The sequence below is a fragment of the Georgenia sp. AZ-5 genome (assembly GCF_043952095.1).
Taxonomy (GTDB): Bacteria; Actinomycetota; Actinomycetes; order Actinomycetales; family Actinomycetaceae; genus Georgenia.
The window spans coordinates 730,828-746,487 of the sequence record NZ_JBINOU010000001.1 but is presented as its reverse complement, the minus strand read 5'-3'; the positions used below and the strand labels follow the sequence as shown (position 1 = coordinate 746,487).

Sequence of the window (15,660 nt, the reverse complement as noted above, 5' to 3'; positions counted from 1 at the left end):
CCGGCCCATCGGCCGGGGGTCCCCGTCGTCACGGAGGCACCGGCTCAGCCGACGAGGTCCTCGGGGTCCACCAGGAAGCCGTCGTCATCGCAGATCTCCCCGCCCACGACGGCGTGCAGGCTCGCCGCCGCGCGCTCGATGAGCTCCGCCGTCCGGCGCCGCCGCTCCCGCACCGCCAGCGGGGGCCGCGCGAGGAAGGCCACCTCGGGATGCTGCGGCCGCCAGCGCACCTCGTAGGAGATCACGCCGCCGGCGGCCCAGTCCGTGCCCCGCAGCACCACGGGCACCCGGTGCAGGCCGTTCACGTCGACCTCGATCAGGTCCCCGTCGCCGACGTCGGAGACGATGCCGTACCCCTCGAGGGGCGCCGAGGCGAGCTCTGCGGGGATGTCGTCGAGCAGCGAGTGCACGGCCGGCAGCTCGCGGGTGAGGAGCTGCAGGCACGCGTCGTGGTCGAGCCACACCGGCGCCAGCACGGTGAGGTCGATGGCGGCGTCGGGGTCCGGGACGACCACCGCGCCGGAGCCGGAGAGGCGGACGGCGCCGCGCAGCCGGCGGGCGAAGGCGCGCAGGTGCCCCAGCGCCTCCGACTCCGTCCCGGTGGGCACGCCGCCGGGGAAGGCGTCGAGCACCGGGTCGATGCCGCGCAGCTCCTCGGGGAGAGGACCGCCGCGCTGCACCGGGCAGAGCAGCAGGTAGGCCTGCTCCGACCAGCGCGGCAGGTCGAACGCGGCACGCAGGCCCTCGTCCAGGCCCCACGGCCCGGTCAGCTGGGCGCCAGGCATCAGCTGCAGCTGCGCAGGCGCGAGCCACCCCGCGTCCTCGCTGAGCGAGACCGCGAGCGCCTCGAGCTCCCCGGGGTCGACGTCACCCGGAAGCACGAGCAGGTGGTGGGGCTCCGCGAGCCCCCGGTCGAGCGGCGTCAGGTCGGTCATCGGGCCTCCCGCACGACGCTCACGAGATCAGCGTGCGCTCGAAGTTGAGGTGGGAGCGCGAGGCGGTGGGCCCGCGCTGCCCCTGGTACCGCGAGCCCCGCGCGCCGGAGCCGTACGGGCGCTCCGCGGAGGAGGAGAGCTGGAAGAAGCAGAGCTGCCCGATCTTCATGCCCGGCCACAGCATGATCGGCATCGTGGCCGTGTTGGACAGCTCCAGGGTGACGTGCCCGGTGAACCCGGGATCGATGAAGCCGGCCGTGGAGTGCGTGAGCAGCCCCAGCCGGCCGAGCGAGGACTTTCCCTCGAGCCGGGCCGCGATGTCGTCGGGGAGGGTGACGGCCTCGTAGGTGGCGCCGAGGACGAACTCGCCGGGGTGCAGCACCAGGGGGCTGTCCGGGCCCGCGTCGACGAGGCGCGTCAGCTCGGGCTGGTCCTGCGAGGGGTCGATGACCGGGTACTTGTGGTTGTCGAAGAGCCGGAAGTACCGGTCGAGGCGCACATCGAGGCTGGCGGGCTGGACCATCTCGGGCTCGTACGGCTCGAGCTGGACCCGGCCGGAGTCGATCTGGGCGCGGATGTCACGGTCGGAGAGCAGCACGGGCCCATCCTGCCACCGCGCGCCGCCGGTCCAGCCAGGCGTCCCGGTGCGCGGCACAGGCCCGGACGGCGCGGCGAGGCTGGCGCCTCCCCGAGCATCGGCGGCCCGGGGACGGCGAAGCCCCCGGACGGGAGGTCCGGGGGCATTCGATGCTCGCGACATCACACGGAGCGGGTGACGGGAATCGAACCCGCGCTGTCAGCTTGGGAAGCTGAAGTTCTACCATTGAACTACACCCGCGTGCGCTGAGCGCGTCGCCACTATACCCATCCGGGCGACGAGCGGCGAAACCCTGCCGCGTGAGTGAGAGCAGCGTCATGGCCGACCGCCGGTTCCCCGGCGTCCATCGCGATCGACACCGGCATCACCTTCATGGCGCCCGGCTCGGTGGAGGGCCTGCGGAACGGGTGGGCGGTGCAGCAGATCACCCCGCGCACCGCACCGGCCGGCTGAGACCGCCCGGGGCCCGGCCACTCAGCAGGCGGCTCCGGAGCAGACCGCGCCGCCCGGCGCCGCGGTCGTGCGGGTGAGCCGGCCCCGCCGGTCGGCCCGCCCGAGCAGCGTCCCGGCGTGGCCGCTGCCGGCGTCCGCGCCCTGCAGCCCGGGCGCCAGCCACGCCAGCGCCCTCCCGGCCAGGCTCCGCCGGACGCCGAGGAGCGGGCTCCCCAGCGCGCGCCGGCGGCGCGCGTCCTCCGCCTCCCGGACGAGGTCCGCCGCCCGGTACTCGTGCAGCTGCAGCCAGGTGTCCATCACGTCTCTCCCTTGGGGGCGCGGAACCCGCACGCTCCATCGATCGGTGTCGATGGAGACTGTGACACAGGCCATCGACGTTCGTCAATATCGATATTGCTCGATGCTTGGTAGCATGGGGGCATGCCGACGACCCGGACCGTGCTTCCGCTCGCCGAGCAGTGCTGCGCGCCGCTCGCCCGCGAGCCCCTCGGCGCCGAGGCGGCGGAGGACCTGGCCCGCATCCTCAAGTCGATCGCCGAGCCCACGCGGCTCCGGCTGCTCTCGCTCATCGCGCAGAACCAGGGCGAGATGTGCGTCTGCGACCTGACGGGCCCGGTCCAGCTCAGCCAGCCGACGGTCTCCCACCACCTCAAGGTGCTCGTCGACGCCGGCATCCTCGCCCGCGAGAAGCGCGGCGTGAACGCGTACTACACGCTGGTGCCCGGCGCCCTGGACAGCCTCGCCGGCGTGCTGACCTCGGACTAGTCACCTCCCGCGGCACCGGGCGGGCACGGCTCCGCACCACGCACCGGTCCGGCGCGTCAGCCCGGGACGCGCGCACCCGGCCGCGGCGTGAGCGTGCGCCACAGCCAGCCGGAAGGCACCTCGCGGCCGTGGAGCACGTACTCGCGTGTGGCTTCGTCCACGAACACGTTCTCCAGCTCCTGCCGTGCGGCCGGCTGCCCGGCGAGGAAGATCTCGTCGCCCGGCGCCAGCACGAAGTCGTCGTCCGGGGTGATGACGCGGCCGGACCCGCGCACCACGACCAGCGGCACCGCGGCGATGGGCACCTCACGGTCGTCGGGGCTCCGCACGAGGTCGCCGAGACGGGCCCGCCCGGTACGCAGCCACGGCATGAGGGCGCCCGCCCGCTCCGGGGTGAGCTCGACCTGCCACGTCAGGAGCGCCCCCCGGCCGCACAGGGCCTCCAGCCGCTCGACGACGTCCTCGGCCCACGCCTCCCCGCGGGTGCCGATATCGCGCAGCAGGTGGAACAGCACGGGGCTCCCGAGATGGGCGAGGACCTCGTGCGCGACCACCTCGGCGGGCACCACCACGAGGTCGGCGCCCTGGGCCGCGAACAGGGGGTCGCTGGACCGCACGTTCTGCCGGGCGACGAGGAAGAGCGAGGGGTTCGCCCGCCGCGCCGCCGCCACCAGCGCGAGGTTCGTGACGTCGTCGTCGTTCGCAGCGATGAGCCCGACGGCGGTACCCACGTCGGCCAGCGCCATCACCTCGTCCTCCGGGGCCTCGGTGCGGATGACCGAGGGGTCGTCGCTGGTGGTGGTGCCCTGGTCCACCACCGTCACCTCCAGGCCGGAGCGGCGCAGGTCCGCCGTCAGCTCCTGCCCGAAGCGGCCGTACCCGCACACCACCCAGCGGCCGGCGGCCACCTGGGCGCTGCGCCCGGGGATGGTGTCCCCCGGCAGGGCGGTGAGCCACTGGATGAGCTGGTAGCCCGCGGGCGCCTGCAGCGCCAGGCGCAGTCGCTCGCCGAAGACGTCGAACGGGTTGATCACCGTGGGCCCGCCGAAGGCCTTCATCCGGTCGGCGACCCGCCGCGAGAGGGTGCGCGCCACCACGGGCAGGTCTGGCCTCAGCAGGGCGGCGGTGACCGTGACGGCGAAGTTCGTCCGGTCGTCCTCGGCCAGCGCGAGCACGCCCGCGCAGTGCGGGTGGCGCAGCCCGGCCGCGATGAGGTGGCCCGGGTTGCGGGGGTCGCCCACCAGCCCGGGGACGTCGGAGTGGTACGAACGCGTGTCCAGCTCGGCGATGCGGGCCTCGGAGGTGTCGACTACGACGAAGCGCCGGCGCAGCGCGTCGAGCGAGTCGCCCAGCAGGCGGCCCGTCTGCCCCTGGCCGGCCATGAGCCAGAACGGCTCGCGGAGCCGCGCGACGCTGCGGGCGAAGCGCTGGAGCGCCACCGCCCGGCGGAACGCGCGGTCCTGCAGCAGTGCCAGCAGGGTGCCGATGGCGTAGGCCCAGCCGACCACTGTGAGGAAGATGCACAGCGTGAGCCACAGCCGCTGCTGCTCGGTGTAGGGGTAGGGGATCTCGCCGAAGCCGATGGTGGTGGCGGTGTAGCTCATGACGTAGAAGGCGTGCAGCAGCCCGAGCGGGCGGCGTTCACCCGAGGGGTCCTGGCCCGGGATGAGCATCAGGCCGAGAACGCTGACGGCGAAGATCACCACGAGCACGATCAGCGGCGGGCGCATACGGCGCAGGACCAGGAAGACCGTCGCGGTCGCCTGCTCGGTGGCGGCGGCCCCTCGCGACGGCTCGGTCTCCGGGGCGCGGGCGTCCGCGCCGAGGAGCCGGTACCAGAAGGTCAGCAGCGGGTTGCCCACGACGGCCCCGATCTAGCGGCGGTGGAAGGAGACGGTCTCGATGAGGAGCAGCGTGACCGAGACGAGGTTGGCGAGCAGCGCCCCGCCGGAGAGGGACACCACGCTCGCCGTAACCCCCGGGCCGGGCAGACCGGCCGTGGTGGCGTCGGCGTAGGCCCAGACGGTCGCCGCCGCGATGAGCTGGAGGTCGGCCACCAGGCTGGTGGCCAGGTGGACGGCGCCGATCTGGGTGCGATCGCCGAACTTCAGGACCGTGGCGATGAGGTTGACCACGACGGCGGCGTACAGCTCGAACGGGTTGTGGACGAGGGGGTCGGAGAGGTCGCCGATGAAGAAGCCGAAGTTCAGGGTGGCGGCCAGCACGACGAAGAACCCGAAGACCACCTTCTCGAGGTTCACCGCGGCTCCCGGCGTCGTTACCAGCGAGGCACCGGCATCGTACTGCCGCCGCGACAGGCCGCCAGGGCTTCGGCACCGGACAGAGGCGGGCGCTGCCGTGGCGAGCCTGCACAGAAGCACCAGCCACCAGCCACCAGGCACGAGCCAGGCGTAGTGGAGTGTGGGGAGCTGTCGGGCCGGCGAGTCACGCGGTCGGGCGGTCCACCGTCGAGCCGGCGTTCCGGCCGCTCAGCCGACGAGCTGGCGCACCGGCGCCAGCGCCCACCAGCTCGCCGCGCCGAGGACGACGGCGAAGGTGCCGATCCAGCACCACTGCGGCAGCCACGTCAGGCGAGCCAGCACCGCCGGGTCCGAGCCGGCGGTGGGACGTGCCAGGACCGCGCCGAGGTGCCGCCAGCCGCCGACGAGCAGGAAGGCACCCATCCCGAGCACCACGACGGCCTGGAGCGCCGGGGCCCCCCACCACCACAGCGCGCCGGTCGCGGCCGTGAGCGCCACCATCACCGCGGCGGTGTACCAGGACCGCACCCGCACCAGGCAGACGAGCAGGATCGCCGTCACCAGCCCGAGCACCGGCGGGGCCCACCCCGCCCCCGCGAGCTGCACCGACGCTGCCCCGACCACGCCCGGGGCGGGGTACCCCGACCAGGTGGAAAGCACCCGCCCGGCTCCTCGCGCCGGGCCGACCGTGACCGCGTGGCCGGACATGTCCCCGCGCAGCACCAGGCCGGTGAAGCGGCGCCCACACAGGATCCCCACGAGGCCGTGCCCGAGCTCGTGCACGACGGTGACGAGCACGCGGACCTGCCGCCACAGCGGAGGCAGCAGCACCGCGGCGGCGACCACGGCGAGGGTCGCCAGGAGAGCCACCAGGTCTGCCTCCGGGGCGGCGTCCGGCAGCAGCCGCCGCCACGCCTGCCCCAGCCACCCCACCACCGCGCCGCCGTCCACCCCACCATCCTGCACCGGGCGCGGCGCGGCCCCGCTCACCGGACGGGGGGCAGCCCTCGTTCACCGTGCAGGGCGCCGGGCGCCGTTCGGGAGGCGGCGGGAGCGGAATCCCCATAGGAAAGGCACGTGACGACCTACGGCTTCCACGCCTCCCACGAGCAGATCGCGCCGAGCGCGCTGCTGAAGGACCTCCGGGCCGCCGAGCAGGCCGGCTTCGCGATGGCCATGTGCTCCGACCACTTCTTCCCGTGGAGCGAGCGCCAGGGGCACTCCGGCTTCACCTGGTCCTGGCTCGGCGCCGCCTTGGCCACCACCTCGCTGCGGATCGGCTGCGTCAACGCGCCGGGGCAGCGCTACCACCCGACCGTCGTCGCGCAGGCCACCGCGACGCTCGGGGAGATGTTCCCCGGGCGGCACTGGGTGGCGCTCGGCACCGGCCAGGCGATGAACGAGCACATCACCGGCGACCCGTGGCCGGCCAAGCACGTCCGCCGGCGGCGCCTCGACGAGTGCGTGGACGTCATCCGCCGCCTGCACGCCGGCGAGGAGGTCGACCACGACGGCCTCGTGCGCGTCTCGCAGGCCCGCCTCTACGACCTGCCCGCCGAGCCGGTGCCGCTGCTGGCCGCCGCGATCTCGGCCACCACGGCCGCGCACGTGGCGCGCTGGGCCGACGGACTGATCACCATCAACCAGCCCGTCGACACGCTCCGCGAGGTGATCGCGTCCTACCGCGACAACGGCGGGAGGGGGCCGATCGCGCTGCAGGTCCACCTGTCCTGGGCCCCCACCGAGGAGGAGGCCACCGCGCTCGCCGTGGACCAGTGGCGCAGCAACGTCTTCGCCGAGCCGCTCAGCCTCGACCTGCCCACGCCGCTGCACTTCGACATCGCCAGCGCGGACGTGACCGCCGAGACCGTGGCGTGCGCCGTGCGCATCTCCGCCGACCCCGCCCGGCACGTGGCCTGGCTTCGCGAGTACGCCGAGCTGGGCTTCGACGAGATCTACCTGCACCATGTCGGCCAGGACCAGCGGGCCTGGATCGAGACCGCCGCCACCTCGGTGCTGCCCGCGCTCGAGGACTGAGAGGACACCGCCGTGCGCATGACCGAGACCTCCGACCTGTGGTGGAAGAACGCCGTCATCTACTGCCTGGACATCGAGACCTTCTTCGACGCGGACGGCGACGGCATCGGCGACATCGCCGGGCTGGCCGAGCGCATCGACTACCTCGCCGAGCTCGGCGTCACCTGCCTGTGGCTCATGCCGTTCTACCCCACCCCCGACCGCGACGACGGTTACGACGTCACCGACTACTACGGGGTCGACGCCCGCCTGGGGACCCACGGCGACGTCGTCGAGCTCATCCGCACCGCGAAGGACCGTGGCATCCGGGTGATCGCGGACCTGCTCATCAACCACACCTCCGACCAGCACCCGTGGTTCCAGCAGGCCCGGCAGAGCAAGGAGAACCCGTACCGCGACTACTACGTCTGGCGCGCCGACCCCCCGCCGGACACCGCCGACCAGGTGGTCTTCCCCGACAAGGAGGACAGCATCTGGGAGCTCGACGAGAAGACCGGCGAGTGGTACCTGCACCACTTCTACAAGCACCAGCCGGACCTCAACATCGCCAACCCCCGTGTGCGCGACGAGATCTGGAAGACCATCGGCTTCTGGCTCGAGCTCGGCCTAGACGGCTTCCGCGTGGACGCCGTGCCCTACTTCCTCTCCGACGTCGGGCTCACCGCGGAGCAGAGGGACGTCGACGACCCGCACACCTATCTGCGCAAGATGCGCGCCTTCCTCGGCCGCCGCCACGGCGACGCCATCCTGCTGGGCGAGGTCAACCTGCCGCACGAGGAGCAGCGGACGTACTTCGGCGCCAACGGCGGCGACGAGCTGCACATGATGTTCGACTTCATCGCGATGCAGAACCTCTACCTCTCCCTCGCCCGGGAGGACGCCCGCCCCCTCACGCGTGCCCTGCTCGAGCGCCCCGCCATCCCGGCGGACTGCCAGTGGGCGACGTTCGTGCGCAACCACGACGAGCTGACGCTGGACAAGCTCTCCGAGGACGAGCGGGCCGAGGTCTTCGCGGCGTTCGGCCCCGAGAAGGAGATGCAGGTCTTCGGCCGCGGGCTCAAGCGGCGGGTGCCGCCGATGCTCGAGGGCGACCCGCGGCGCGTCCGCATGGTCTACTCGCTGCTCTTCTCCCTGCCCGGCACGCCGACGCTGTACTACGGCGAGGAGATCGGGATGGGTGAGGACCTGCGGGCGGAGGGCCGGATGGCGGTGCGCACGCCGATGCAGTGGTCCGCGGGCGCCGCCGGCGGCTTCTCGACCGCCGTGCCCGGGGACCTGGTCTCCCCCGTCGTCGAGGGCGGGTACGGGCCCGCGCACGTCAACGCGGCCTCCCAGGTGCGCGACCCGGACTCGCTGTGGAGCTTCATGCGCGGGCTGATCCAGACCTACCGCTCGTGCCCGGAGCTCGGGTGGGGCGATTTCGAGGTCCTGGACCAGCCGCACCGCCAGGTCCTCGCCCACCGGAGCACCTGGCGCACCGCCTCGGTGGTCGCCCTGCACAACCTCGGCCCCGAGCCGGTGACGGTCCCGCTCACGCTGGACGTCCCGCCGGACAGCGCCCTCATCGACCTCCTCCAGGACGGCACCTGCCAGGTGGGGCCGGACGGCGCCGTCGAGCTGCAGCTGGAGGGCTACGGGTACCGGTGGCTGCGGGTCCGTCACGACGGCGAGCGTCGCCTGCCCTGAGTCCTCGCCCCAACCCCCGAGGGTGGACCGTGCGGGATCACCCTTACACCCGAAGTAGTAGGCCCCCAGGGGGTGATTCCGCCCGCGGGGATCATGGTCCGCGACATCCACCGCACCGGGCGCCACAGCCGCGAGCAGCAGTGGCGCGCCTTCGGCGATGCCGCGCAGGCGGTCCGGGACGCCGCGACGGGCGCCGCGCCGGGCACCGCCTTCGGGCGAGCCGCCCGCGGGCCACGCCCGGCGCCGGCCGCTGATGCGGTCGGGGGCCGGCGCGAGGAGCGGCTCGGCGCCGGCGCGCGGTGACGCCGTCCAGGGAACGGCCGGCGCGACCATCCGGCGGCGCGCGGTGATGCCGGCTAGCTAGAGGCGCGCGCCGGCCGCCGTGCCGCTCCAAGAGTTTTCCGCGCTGACCTCCACGTGCGGGCAATACTCCGGTAAAGTCACCGTCGACGCGTCCGGCGGCGGTTTGCCCGGCGTTGGGTACGCCGCTCCAGCCGCACCCACGGCCGACCCATGGAGATCATGTGGACCTGCTCGCCTCCTACCGCGCGAACGGTCCCGGGCACGACGAGATGCTCCAGGCCACCGGGCCCGCCCGGCTCGCCTGGCAGCAGCTGGCGGGCCAGGCCCACCTCGGCCAGGCCGACCGGCTCGCGGAGAGCAGCGCCGAGGTGCGCAACCTGCTGGAGGACGAGGGCGTCCTGGCCGGGGACCGTGCCCAGCCGTGGCGCCTGGACCCGCTCCCCGTGCTCGTCGACGAGCTGGAGTGGCACCGGCTCGAGGCCGCGCTGCGTCAGCGGGCCGAGCTGCTCGACCTCGTCCTGACCGACCTGTACGGCGAGCGGCGGCTGCTGACCACGGGCCTCCTCCCGCCGGAGGTCGTCCTCGCCCACCCGGGCTTCCTCCACACTGCCGACGGCGTCACGGTGCCCGGGCTCCGCCAGCTCTTCCACATCGCCGTCGACCTGGCCCGCAACGCGGACGGCAGCTGGACCGTGCTCGCCGACCGCGCCGACGCCCCGGTCGGGCTGGGCTATGTGATGGCCGACCGGCGCGTCGTCTCGGAGGTGCTGGCCGGCGTCTACCGGGAGTCCCGCGCCCGGCGGGTCGGCCCGTACTTCCAGGCGCTGCGCGAGGCCCTGCAGGCCGCGTCCCCCGCGGCGGCGGGCGACGACCCCCGCATGGCCGTCCTCACCGCCGACCCCGGCACCGCCGCCGCGTTCGACGACGGCTACCTCGCCGCGATGCTCGGACTCCCGCTCGTCGAGGGCGGCGACCTCGTCGTCGAGGACGGGCGGGTCTGGGCCCGCTCGCTGGGCCGCCGCGAGCCGGTCGACGTGCTCCTGCGGCGCCTGCCGGCCGCCGACGTCGACCCGCTGGAGCTGCACCGCGCCGCCCGGCGCGGCACCCCCGGCCTCGTCCACGCCGCCCGCCAGGGCGCCGTGACCGTGGTGAACACCCTCGGCTCCGGCGTGCTGGAGAGCCCGGCGCTGCTCACCTACCTCCCCCGCCTGGCGCGCTCGCTCCTCGGGGAGGACCTCGCCCTGCCCTCGACGGCCACCTACTGGTGCGGCGACCGGTCGATGTGCTCCCACGTCATCGCCAACCTGGGCCGGCTCGTCGTCCGGCCCACGGCGGGCGACCGCCCGGTGCTCGGCTGGGAGCTGAGCCTGGACCAGCGCGCCGACCTCGCCGCCCGCATCGCCGAGCGCCCGGCGGCGTGGGTGGGGCAGGAGCCGGTCGAGGCCTCGACGACCCCCACGGTCGCCCGGGACACGCTCGTGCCGCAGCCGACCTCGCTGCGCACCTTCGCCGTCGCGCACGCCGACGGCTACGTGGTGCTCAGCGGCGCGCTCGGCCAGGCCGGGCCCGTGCCGCAGGCGGTGCCCGACGGCGCCCTCACCGGCACCGCCAAGGACGTCTGGGTGCTCGCGCCCGAGCCCGCCGTCACGGCGCACCCCGCGCCGGTCCTCCCGGGCGGCCGTCCGTCCGGCGGGGCCATCTCACCCCGCGCCGCCGAGGACCTGTTCCGGCTCGGCCGCCACACCGAGCGCGCCGAGGCGACGGCGCGGCTGCTGCTCGCCGTCACCGACCGGTGGGACGACTACGCGCGCGCCGCCGCCACGAGCTCCAGCCCCTCCGCGGACACGGCCGGCTGGCAGGCGCTGGAGGTGCTGCTCGCCGCGCTGCACCAGCTCGCCGCCGACGCCCCGCTGCCCGCGCTCGTCACGGACGCGGCCGTGCCAGGCTCGCTGGCCTGGGCCGTGGCGCGGATGGGCCAGGCCGCCGCCGGCGTCCGGGACAACCTCTCCCCCGACATCTGGCGGGCCCTCTCCGCCCTCGAGCGGGCCCTCGCCCGCGAGCGCGCCCGGCAGCGCGACGACGAGGCCCAGCTCGGCCTCGCCCCGGTGCTCGCCGGGCTCCTCGAGGGCCTCCTGGCGCTGCACGGCAGCTACACCGAGTCCCTCGTCCACGACGTCGGCTGGCGGCTGCTGGAGGCGGGCCGCCGCCTCGAGCGCGGGCGCCACCTTGTCGCGACGCTGTCCCGGACCCTCCCCCAGCGCCGCGAGCCGGCCGTGGAGGCGTTGGTGACCGAGTCCGTGCTCGTGGCCCACGAGTCCTCGATCACGTTCCGGCGGCGCTACCCGGGCGGGGGCCTCGCGGCGCTGCTGGAGCTGCTCCTCACGGACGCCTCCAACCCCCGGGCCCTGGCCTACCAGCTCGAGCAGTTGCGCGTGCAGCTCGCCGAGGTGCCGGCGGTGGGGCGCGGGCCGACCTCGCGGGACCAGCTGCTGGCCGAGGCCCAGGACCTGCTCGCCGAGCTGCGCACGGACCGCGCGGACGACGCGCCCGTGGGGGGCACGCGGATCTACCTGGCGCGGACGCTGGAGTCCATCGGCTGGCGCCTGGCCGAGCTCACCAAGGAGATCACCCGGGTGCACCTCGTGCGGCCCGTGGCGGTGCAGTGGTCCGGGGAGGGGTGGATGTGAGCAAGTCCGCCAGGGCGCGGGGCGAGCACGAGCGCCACTACGAGCTCGTGCACCGCACCACCCACACGTATCCCGCGCCGGTAACCGGCTCGTACGGGCTGGCCATGCTCCTGCCCCGGGAGGGCAACGGCCAGCGGGTGCACCGGGCCGCCCTCACCGTCTCGCCCGCGCCGGCCGAGACGGCGGAGCACGTCGACCTGCACGGCAACCGGGCCAGCTACTTCCACGTGACCGAGGAGCACACCACCCTCGAGGTGGTCGCCACCTCGCTCGTGACGGTGACCCGCCGGCGCCTGGACACGGCGACGGTGCCCCAGGTGCCCTGGGAGCGCGCGGCCGCCTCCGTCAGCGGGATGCGCGCCACCGGCAGGGGCGAGCACGGCGAGGGCCCGGCGTCGGTGCTGGCGATCGTCGAGTCCGCGTTGCCGTCCGAGCTCGTGGCGCCCGAGGAGGCGGTCCGCGAGTTCGCGATGCCGTCCTTCGGCCCCGGCACGCCCCTGGTGCGTGTGGTGGCCGACCTCGCCCACCGCATCCGCACCGAGTTCACCTGCCGGCCCGGCAGCACGACCGTGCGCACGCCGCTGGCCGAGGTGCTGGAGCGGCGGACGGGGGCGTGCCAGGACTTCGCGCACGTGCTCATCGCCTGCATGCGCTCGATGGGCCTCGCGGCCCGGTACGTCTCGGGGTACATCGAGACCCCGCCGCCGCCTGACCAGGACGCTGCGCGGCGTGGACGCCTCCCACGCGTGGGCGTCGGTGTGGGTGCCGGGCGGCGGCTGGGTCCACATCGACCCGACGAACGACCAGTTCATCGACAACCGCTACGTCGTCCTCGGCTGGGGCCGGGACCACCTCGACGTCGCGCCGCTGCGCGGCGTCGCCTACTCCCCCGGCGAGGGCTCCACCCAGTCGGTGGGGGTGGAGCTGCACCCGGTCTCCGAGCCGGAGCTGCAGGCGCTGCGGGTCGGCTGACGCCCCGCGGGCCGGGGTGCCCGGCGTGTGCCCGCGGGCGGGCCGGGCGCCACGGCTAGGCTCGGGGCGTGCCTGCCGTCCCCGCCCCCGCCCCGGCGCCGCGGCTCGTGGTGGCCGCGGCCATCGTCGACTCGCTCGAGCGCCCGACCCGCACGCTGTGCGCGCAGCGGTCGGCCCCGGCGGAGCTGGCCGGACGGTGGGAGCTGCCCGGCGGGAAGGTGGAGCCGGGCGAGGCGCCGGACGACGCCCTGCACCGCGAGCTCGCCGAGGAGCTGGGCGTGACGGTGCGGCTCGGACGCGTGCTCGAGGGTCCGCTCGCGGGCGACTGGCCGATCCTGGCGCACCGGACGATGCGGGTGTGGCTCGCCGAGCTGACCGCCGGCACGCCGTCGCCGCTGGAGGACCACTCCGAGCTGCGCTGGGTGGAGCAGGAGGACCTGGAGTCGCTGGACTGGCTCGACCCGGACCGGCCGATCGCCGCCGCGCTGGGGGCCGTGCGCGCCGGCTGAGCCGGCGCGCACCCGTCTCAGGCCTCCATGACGTCCGCGCACCACTGCCCGCCGTCGGGAAAGCGGTAGCCGCACGTGTCGCCGAACTCCTCGTACTCGGAGAAGAGCGGGGACTCGTTGTACAGGTCGTCGCAGGCCTGCGCGTCGCCGTCGGCGCAGGCGTCCCAGAGCTCGTCCAGGTACGGGTCGCTGCCGTAGGTGGCGCCGCCGAGCAGGCCCTCGCCCGACTCGCTCGCGCGCACGAGCGCGGCGGCCGCGACCACGCACACGACGACGAGTGCCACCGCGCCGGCCGCGACCCACCAGACCCACCTGCGCGACCGCCCCGCTGGCTGCTGCCACGACGGCGCGGCGTAGGCCGGCGCCCCGGCGGGCCCGGAGCCGCCGTACGGCGGCACGGGCGCCCCGAACGGGTTGCCGCCCCCGTCCTGCGGCGCGGCGTAGGGGCCCGGGGCGGCGTACGGGGGCTGCGGCGCACCGAAGGGCCCTGGGGCCGGGGCGCCGTAGGGCGCGCCCTGGCTCGGCGTGCCGTACGGGCCCGGCTGGTACGCGGCAGGTGCGGGCGGGGCGAACAGCTGGGTCGCGTCTGCGCGAAGCGGCTCGGTGGCGTCAGCGCCCGGCTGCCCGTCGCGGCGGCCGGCGAGCGCCGCGTCGACGGCCACGTCTCCGAGCCCGGCCAGCAAGTCGAGGACCGCGGGCGGTGTCGCCGGGTTGGCCGCCACGAGCGGGCGCAAGTCGGGGCGGTGCTCGGCGATCTGCGCCAGCACCTGCGGCGCGGTGCCCGGGTCGCCGGCCTCGTAGGCGGTGTACTCCTCGGGCGCTGGCATGGTGGGCTCCTCCGTCCGCGACGCACCTGACGGCGCAAGAGTAGGGCAGCGTCCGGAATGGCCTGGCGCGTCGGCGCGTGTCAGCGGTTCCGCGCGTCGGCGCGCATCCGCGAGCCGCAGCGGCAGACGGGCGTGTGGTTCCCGTCGCGCTTTCACGACGATTGCGCACGGTCCGTCAGAAAGTGGCACCATGGGTTGGTGCCCAAGATCATCGGGAGCTCCCTGGCCGAGCATCGCGAGCGGACCCGCAGCGCGCTCTTCGCGGCGCTCTCGCACCTCATGCGCGAGCGGGGCTTCGACGCGATCTCCCTCGCAGACATCGCCGCAGAGGCGGGCATCGGCCGGACGGCGGTGTACAACCACTTCCCTGACAAGGAGAGCCTCCTCCTCGCCTTCATCGAGCACGAGACGGCCGCGTACGTCCGCGCGCTCGAGGAGTCCCTGGTCAGCGTCGAGGACCCGGTGCAGCAGCTCCGTGTCTACGTGCGCGAGCAGCTGAAGCTCGAGCGCTCCTACCACTTCGCCCCCGGCCCGGATCTGCGGGAGGTCGTCTCGCACGACGCCGCCGCGCACCTGCGCGAGCACGTCGGCGCCGTCGAGGGCGTGCTGCGCGGCATCCTCTCGCGGGCCATCGAGCAGGGCGACATCCCCGACCAGAACCTCGACGCCGTCGTGCAGCTGGTCCACGCGTGCCTGAGCGGGCGGCGCCTGCCGCGCGCGGAGGCCGAGCGGGAGCGGTTCCTCGACGCCACCGAGCTGTTCGTGCTCCGGGCGGTCGGGGCCCGCACGGCGCAGTCGGTCCGCGCCGCCGACGTGGCCTGAGGGTATCGGGGCCGGGCCGTCCGGCGTGCACTACCCTGTGGCACAGCCGCAGTGCAGCGGCCACCGATCACCGAGGAGGAGCGGCGTGTCCAGCCTTGCGCGCCCGCCGGCCGAGCGGGACACCGTCGCGCCCGTCCAGGACCATGACCGCGGCAAGCGGAGGCGCCGCGACCCCGAGCGGACGCGCCAGGCGATCCTGGACGCCGCCGAGGAGGAGTTCTCCGAGCGCGGGTACCTCGGGGGACGCGTCGACGCCATCGCCGAGCGCACGAGCACCACGAAGCGGATGATCTACTACTACTTCGGCGACAAGCGCGGCCTGTACGTCGCCGCGCTCGAGCAGGTCTACCGCAAGATGCGCGAGTGGGAGCGGTCGGTCGCCCTCGACGACCTCGAGCCCGTCGAGGCCCTGCGCACGCTGGTGCTGCGCACCATCGACTCGCAGGAGGTGCGGCCCAGCTTCGTGCGCATGGTCAGCTTCGAGAACGCGCTGAATGCTGAGAACATCGCCGGCATCGAGTCGCTGCGCGAGCTGAACCGTGGCCTCGTCGAGAACATCGAGCGCCTCCTGCAGCGGGGCCGCGCCGCGGGAGTGTTCCGCGAGGGACCCGACGCCCCCGACGCCCTGGCCGTGCACCAGCTCATCAGCTCCATCGCGTTCTACCGGGTCTCCAACCGGGCCACGTTCCGCGAGCTCTTCGACCGCGACATGCTCGACCCCGCCCGCGCGGCGAGCTTCCGCCGCCAGGCGGTCCAGGTGGTGCTCAGCTTCGTGCTGCGCCCCGGCCTGGTGGCCGCCTAGCGC

At 74.6% G+C, this 15,660-nt stretch carries 17 protein-coding genes, 1 tRNA gene and 1 pseudogene; 11 read left to right on the top strand and 8 right to left on the bottom strand.

Translation table 11 applies throughout. The features are described from left to right. Nucleotides 1-44: 44 nt before the first annotated feature. From ACF0H8_RS03575 to ACF0H8_RS03565, 3 genes are all read right to left on the bottom strand, one after another. Nucleotides 45-935 (bottom strand): hypothetical protein, encoded by an 891-nt coding sequence (locus ACF0H8_RS03575; protein ID WP_395287618.1) that lies wholly within the window; start codon nt 933-935, stop codon nt 45-47. 19 nt (nt 936-954) lie between these two features. Then, a complete protein-coding gene (gene dcd, locus ACF0H8_RS03570; RefSeq protein WP_395287617.1) occupies nt 955-1,533 on the bottom strand; it encodes a dCTP deaminase in 579 nt (192 codons plus the stop codon). Nucleotides 1,534-1,702: 169 nt separating this feature from the next. Next, nucleotides 1,703-1,773 (bottom strand) — tRNA-Gly (locus ACF0H8_RS03565). 63 nt (nt 1,774-1,836) lie between these two features. Here ACF0H8_RS03565 and ACF0H8_RS03560 point away from each other — a divergent pair. After that, on the top strand, nt 1,837-1,986 hold the full coding sequence (locus tag ACF0H8_RS03560) for a hypothetical protein (RefSeq protein ID WP_395287616.1): 150 nt from the start codon (nt 1,837-1,839) through the stop codon (nt 1,984-1,986). A gap of 21 nt (nt 1,987-2,007) precedes the next feature. On the opposite strand, the gene ACF0H8_RS03555 is transcribed toward ACF0H8_RS03560, so the two are convergent. After that, entirely contained in the window at nt 2,008-2,283 is a 276-nt protein-coding gene (locus ACF0H8_RS03555; RefSeq protein ID WP_395287615.1) for a hypothetical protein, read from the bottom strand. Between the two features lie 123 nt (nt 2,284-2,406). On the opposite strand from ACF0H8_RS03555, the gene ACF0H8_RS03550 reads away from it, so the two are divergent. Next, the gene (locus ACF0H8_RS03550) at nt 2,407-2,751 is read left to right on the top strand and encodes an ArsR/SmtB family transcription factor (RefSeq protein WP_395287614.1); all 345 of its coding nucleotides are present in this window, start codon (nt 2,407-2,409) and stop codon (nt 2,749-2,751) included. 56 nt (nt 2,752-2,807) lie between these two features. Here ACF0H8_RS03550 and ACF0H8_RS03545 read toward each other — a convergent pair whose 3' ends face one another. The 3 genes from ACF0H8_RS03545 to ACF0H8_RS03535 form a co-directional block, all read right to left on the bottom strand. Then, nucleotides 2,808-4,613, bottom strand: a complete 1,806-nt coding sequence (locus tag ACF0H8_RS03545) for an NAD-binding protein (protein WP_395287613.1) — start codon at nt 4,611-4,613, stop codon at nt 2,808-2,810. A 12-nt stretch (nt 4,614-4,625) separates the two neighbouring features. Beyond that, nucleotides 4,626-5,012 carry a DUF6394 family protein gene (locus tag ACF0H8_RS03540; protein WP_395287612.1) on the bottom strand — a complete coding sequence of 129 codons (387 nt, stop codon included), beginning with the start codon at nt 5,010-5,012 and terminating at the stop codon, nt 4,626-4,628. A 228-nt stretch (nt 5,013-5,240) separates the two neighbouring features. Beyond that, nucleotides 5,241-5,963, bottom strand: a complete 723-nt coding sequence (locus ACF0H8_RS03535; protein ID WP_395287611.1) for a M50 family metallopeptidase — start codon at nt 5,961-5,963, stop codon at nt 5,241-5,243. 126 nt (nt 5,964-6,089) lie between these two features. On the opposite strand from ACF0H8_RS03535, the gene ACF0H8_RS03530 reads away from it, so the two are divergent. From ACF0H8_RS03530 to ACF0H8_RS03500, 7 genes and pseudogenes are all read left to right on the top strand, one after another. Next, entirely contained in the window at nt 6,090-7,049 is a 960-nt protein-coding gene (locus ACF0H8_RS03530) for a TIGR03885 family FMN-dependent LLM class oxidoreductase (RefSeq protein ID WP_395287610.1), read from the top strand. A gap of 12 nt (nt 7,050-7,061) precedes the next feature. Then, nucleotides 7,062-8,735 carry an alpha-amylase family protein gene (locus tag ACF0H8_RS03525; protein ID WP_395287609.1) on the top strand — a complete coding sequence of 558 codons (1,674 nt, stop codon included), beginning with the start codon at nt 7,062-7,064 and terminating at the stop codon, nt 8,733-8,735. A gap of 72 nt (nt 8,736-8,807) precedes the next feature. Continuing rightward, complete coding sequence (locus ACF0H8_RS03520; protein WP_395287608.1) at nt 8,808-9,038, top strand: hypothetical protein; 231 nt, start codon at nt 8,808-8,810, stop codon at nt 9,036-9,038. A 221-nt stretch (nt 9,039-9,259) separates the two neighbouring features. Further along, the gene (locus ACF0H8_RS03515) at nt 9,260-11,725 is read left to right on the top strand and encodes a circularly permuted type 2 ATP-grasp protein (RefSeq protein WP_395287607.1); all 2,466 of its coding nucleotides are present in this window, start codon (nt 9,260-9,262) and stop codon (nt 11,723-11,725) included. Further along, a pseudogene (locus ACF0H8_RS03510) lies at nt 11,701-12,366 on the top strand (transglutaminase N-terminal domain-containing protein); the annotation flags it as partial. The gene ACF0H8_RS03515 and the pseudogene ACF0H8_RS03510, both read left to right, overlap by 25 nt. A gap of 88 nt (nt 12,367-12,454) precedes the next feature. Next, nucleotides 12,455-12,697 carry a hypothetical protein gene (locus ACF0H8_RS03505; RefSeq protein ID WP_395290944.1) on the top strand — a complete coding sequence of 81 codons (243 nt, stop codon included), beginning with the start codon at nt 12,455-12,457 and terminating at the stop codon, nt 12,695-12,697. Nucleotides 12,698-12,765: 68 nt separating this feature from the next. Next, on the top strand, nt 12,766-13,206 hold the full coding sequence (locus ACF0H8_RS03500; RefSeq protein WP_395287606.1) for a (deoxy)nucleoside triphosphate pyrophosphohydrolase: 441 nt from the start codon (nt 12,766-12,768) through the stop codon (nt 13,204-13,206). Between the two features lie 17 nt (nt 13,207-13,223). Here ACF0H8_RS03500 and ACF0H8_RS03495 read toward each other — a convergent pair whose 3' ends face one another. After that, on the bottom strand, nt 13,224-14,033 hold the full coding sequence (locus ACF0H8_RS03495) for a hypothetical protein (RefSeq protein WP_395287605.1): 810 nt from the start codon (nt 14,031-14,033) through the stop codon (nt 13,224-13,226). 198 nt (nt 14,034-14,231) lie between these two features. On the opposite strand from ACF0H8_RS03495, the gene ACF0H8_RS03490 reads away from it, so the two are divergent. Both ACF0H8_RS03490 and ACF0H8_RS03485 read left to right on the top strand, forming a co-directional pair. Then, on the top strand, nt 14,232-14,855 hold the full coding sequence (locus tag ACF0H8_RS03490) for a TetR/AcrR family transcriptional regulator (RefSeq protein WP_395287604.1): 624 nt from the start codon (nt 14,232-14,234) through the stop codon (nt 14,853-14,855). Nucleotides 14,856-14,940: 85 nt separating this feature from the next. Beyond that, nucleotides 14,941-15,657: a TetR/AcrR family transcriptional regulator gene (locus tag ACF0H8_RS03485; RefSeq protein ID WP_395287603.1), complete on the top strand. Its 717-nt coding sequence runs from the start codon at nt 14,941-14,943 to the stop codon at nt 15,655-15,657. Nucleotides 15,658-15,660 lie beyond the last annotated feature (3 nt).

What these genes read in the sequence shown, in the direction of transcription:
- ACF0H8_RS03555 (WP_395287615.1), bottom strand. Translation starts at nt 2,283, where the DNA reads ATGGACACCTGGCTGCAGCTGCACGAGTACCGGGCGGCGGACCTCGTC.
- ACF0H8_RS03550 (WP_395287614.1), top strand. Translation starts at nt 2,407, where the DNA reads ATGCCGACGACCCGGACCGTGCTTCCGCTCGCCGAGCAGTGCTGCGCG.
- ACF0H8_RS03575 (WP_395287618.1), bottom strand. Translation starts at nt 935, where the DNA reads ATGACCGACCTGACGCCGCTCGACCGGGGGCTCGCGGAGCCCCACCAC.
- ACF0H8_RS03495 (WP_395287605.1), bottom strand. Translation starts at nt 14,033, where the DNA reads ATGCCAGCGCCCGAGGAGTACACCGCCTACGAGGCCGGCGACCCGGGC.